This window comes from Vibrio lentus (genome assembly GCF_002875945.1).
GTDB classification, from domain to species: domain Bacteria; phylum Pseudomonadota; class Gammaproteobacteria; order Enterobacterales; family Vibrionaceae; genus Vibrio; species Vibrio apostichopi.
In genome coordinates this window covers 1-3,127 of record NZ_MCZK01000038.1, presented here as the reverse complement: position 1 = coordinate 3,127, position 3,127 = coordinate 1, and the positions used below count along the sequence as shown (strand labels likewise).

Here is a 3,127-nt window from a genome sequence, read left to right as displayed (position 1 = left end):
TCTAAGCGGAGAAGAGCCGGTAAAATAAAACGGCGATTAACGCCGTTTTATTGTTTATAAAAAATCTCATATTAGTTTTGGTAAATCAGTCCAACGTTTCCGTTAGCGCCGTTACCTAAAACAGCAGCATTGTCATAAGACGTTTGCTCTATCATGATTTGGTTCATGTCACTGTTCGTCAAATCAACGGTTGCGTTTGAATATGAACCAGTTTGTAACGTAAATAGACGGTTATCGTTACTGTTCATAAGATCGATATCCACATCGTTTCTATCACCACCACCTACATCTGTATTGACGATAGTTTCTACGTAGTTCCCATCACCCCAAATGTCGATAGCAACATCATTTCTATCAACACTGCCGTTACTAAACTCTGTATAAGTGGTATTGGAGTTACCATTGATGTAAACGTCAGCTTCATTTCTGTCTGCACCACCTTTGGCCTTCACTACCGAAATATTGTCATCACCAATTTGAGTGACTCGTAGATCGTTATTTCGACCTGAACCCTTTACTTTCACTCTAGCTTGGTTACTTGAGCCATCTTGGTCGATAAGCGCATTATTTCTTTTGTAACGCAGTTTCACATGCGCTTCATTGAGTTCACCGTCTTGCTTCACTACTACGTCTGAATGCTTACTGTTGTGAGTGTCAACAAGCGCAATATGTCCGTCAGTAACACCTGACGTATTTTGCTCAATCAATACGTTTGCATGGTCACCGCTACCCATTTGCCATACCGCAGTATTGTCCATAGCTAAAGGCTCAATAGCTGCAACCTTGCCTGCAATGCCTAGATCAGTCGTTCCTTCTTTAACACCAAGTCCTGGTACAGGGGCTGAATCTGGAAGTGGATCAGCATGAGCTGCGTTAAAACCAATAATGGCACCGACTATAATTCCAATTTGTGTAAGTTTCATAGGTTGTATCCTTATACATTTCCATGTCGACTATGTATCACTTCAAATGAAGTGACCTTGAATCAAGCTTCCATACTGCGCGCTAATTTGCTTGATTGATGTAGATTCTCATCGAGCTCGACGCATTGACTATCGCGAAGTCGTGCCCATCTTGAGAAATTCCTAAGTTGTCTCCTCCTGACCCAGCCATAAATGCCGTATTATGGTTGCCTTTTTGGTCAATACTTAATTGACTCCCTTGCCCTGAGAAGTTCGCTTGTCCTATTACGGCTAAATTGTGGTTTCCGTCTTGGGAAATCAGCGCTTCGCTATTTCTGCCAAGTTGCCCAATCGCGGCGGTATTGTTCGACCCATCTTGATCTATATACGCAACATTATTCCGTCCCACTTGTGTAATATTTGCTGAATTAGAGTGACCACTTTGTTTAATTTTCGCTCTATTATTCGCTTTAATTCCAGGACTATATTGAATAATCGTTGAGTTTGAATCAGAACTGTTTGTTATATCTATCTCTGAGTAATTATCTAAGTCCCCAGATGAAATGTTATATAAATCGCTATAGTCATTAATAATGTCCTGATCGACATTATGTAAAAAGTCCCCCTCAATACCAGAGGCTATAGCAACATTTAAATTACCTATTGATAAATATAAGAAAGTTAAGCTGGTAAGTGATGCTGTCCGACTTATCATTATCTTTACCCTAAAGTGTCTGATGCGTGTTTATTCAACTAAATATATATTCCGTGTTGAACGCCGTGTAACTCACTAGCATGAGAATATCTTAGGTTTCTAGATGAATATCATCTATAAACTTAAAGGTGAAAATATTTAATTGCATATGATAAATTTAATTAGTAATTAACTTGAACATCCCCTCCTTAGTTGATTAATTTCTCCCGGAGATTAAACCTAAAGTTTATATATGCCACTGTGAGCATGGATTAGGCTTTGTATAGATTCAACGAACCACATTCTCATTTTGTAAATGGACTTTGAATGGGAGCCCACATGAAAAACAAGCTGCTTACAATTACTCTATTTTCTTGCGCTGTTAGTGCAGGGGATACGAGTCATGGTCTTGAAAATGGTGCTCCCTTAGAAAATGGAACAAAACTTGAGGATTCGACAAATAACCTGAAGGAAAAGTTTAACGACTTTAGCGAAGTTGACGGGATCATAGTGGATAGAACAATTACGCGCTTAGGCGATGACTTCTACTTCTTCTTCTCGCAATCGCTCAACGAGAGTTATCCCAATCTTAAGGAAAATTTGACGGTAAAAGAGAGGCCAACTGCATTATCTGGAAGCATCATAGAGGTTCAACACTCTAGAAAACCGATCTTCCGTACGGCGTTGTCCCCTGGTCGTAGACAAGCGAAAGAACGCGCTGCCGATGCCACTCGAGTTGTAGGGAATTACATTATCAGATGGCAAGCAGAGAGACTCTTTCAGGACACTTACGATCTAGACCATGATGAATTTTAAGGAGCCAAGGATGTCGATATTTTTCAGAAAGGCTGCGCTCATTGCGCTGATAGTTTCGCCTTCGGTTTACTCAAGCGAATTAGTTTACACGCCCGTAAATCCAAGTTTTGGCGGAAACGCTTTAAACAGTTCTCACCTTTTTAATCACGCTAATGCTATCAATGATTATGAAGACCCAAGTGCAAGGGATATATTTGATGAGCAAGAATCAGCCTTAGATCGTTTAGCGTCTAGTTTAGAATCTCGCTTGATAAGCCAGTTGCTTGCTGATGTGGGTAACGGAAATACAGGGCAGTTAGAAACCGATGACTTTTTCCTAAATATTGTTGACGACTCGGGGACGTTGCTGGTTCAAATCGTCGATAAAGCGACAGGCGAGTCGACAGAAATTAGTGTATCTGGATTAAACCCCGACCTCTAATCACAAGGACAGTGTTATGAAATCGATCATTATCGTCTTCTTGACCTTTGTGTTGGGAGGGTGCACATACTCTATGCAAATTCCAGAAACTTCTGAAACGCCAAAGTTGATGCCGAGAGGATCCACTTATACGGATCTCATATCATTACCGCAGCCTCGTGGGAAAATACTGGTATCAGTTTATGATTTTAGAGATCAAACCGGGCAGTACAAACCTCAGCCAAACAGTAACTTTTCAACAGCTGTGCCACAGGGTGGGACGTCTTTACTGACTATGAAGTGGCATAGTGAATT

5 protein-coding genes are annotated in these 3,127 nt (G+C 40.7%); 3 read left to right on the top strand and 2 right to left on the bottom strand.

Annotated elements, in window-relative coordinates; all coding sequences use genetic code 11:
• Window positions 1–71: 71 nt before the first annotated feature.
• Complete coding sequence (locus BCT49_RS03530) at window positions 72–923, bottom strand: curlin (RefSeq protein WP_102285620.1); 852 nt, start codon at window positions 921–923, stop codon at window positions 72–74.
• A gap of 82 nt (window positions 924–1,005) precedes the next feature.
• Window positions 1,006–1,617, bottom strand: coding sequence for a curlin subunit CsgB (locus tag BCT49_RS03525; RefSeq protein ID WP_102434172.1), 612 nt, complete (start codon window positions 1,615–1,617; stop codon window positions 1,006–1,008).
• 318 nt (window positions 1,618–1,935) lie between these two features.
• On the opposite strand from BCT49_RS03525, the gene BCT49_RS03520 reads away from it, so the two are divergent.
• From BCT49_RS03520 to BCT49_RS03510, 3 genes are all read left to right on the top strand, one after another.
• Window positions 1,936–2,412 carry a curli production assembly/transport protein CsgE gene (locus tag BCT49_RS03520; RefSeq protein WP_241907397.1) on the top strand — a complete coding sequence of 159 codons (477 nt, stop codon included), beginning with the start codon at window positions 1,936–1,938 and terminating at the stop codon, window positions 2,410–2,412.
• Between the two features lie 10 nt (window positions 2,413–2,422).
• A complete protein-coding gene (locus tag BCT49_RS03515) occupies window positions 2,423–2,833 on the top strand; it encodes a curli assembly protein CsgF (protein ID WP_017064154.1) in 411 nt (136 codons plus the stop codon).
• A gap of 16 nt (window positions 2,834–2,849) precedes the next feature.
• On the top strand, window positions 2,850–3,127 hold a 278-nt coding region (locus tag BCT49_RS03510; RefSeq protein WP_277869405.1), incomplete at its 3' end, for a CsgG/HfaB family protein.

What these genes read in the sequence shown, in the direction of transcription:
- BCT49_RS03530 (WP_102285620.1), bottom strand. Translation starts at nt 923, where the DNA reads ATGAAACTTACACAAATTGGAATTATAGTCGGTGCCATTATTGGTTTT.
- BCT49_RS03525 (WP_102434172.1), bottom strand. Translation starts at nt 1,617, where the DNA reads ATGATAAGTCGGACAGCATCACTTACCAGCTTAACTTTCTTATATTTA.
- BCT49_RS03520 (WP_241907397.1), top strand. Translation starts at nt 1,936, where the DNA reads ATGAAAAACAAGCTGCTTACAATTACTCTATTTTCTTGCGCTGTTAGT.
- BCT49_RS03515 (WP_017064154.1), top strand. Translation starts at nt 2,423, where the DNA reads ATGTCGATATTTTTCAGAAAGGCTGCGCTCATTGCGCTGATAGTTTCG.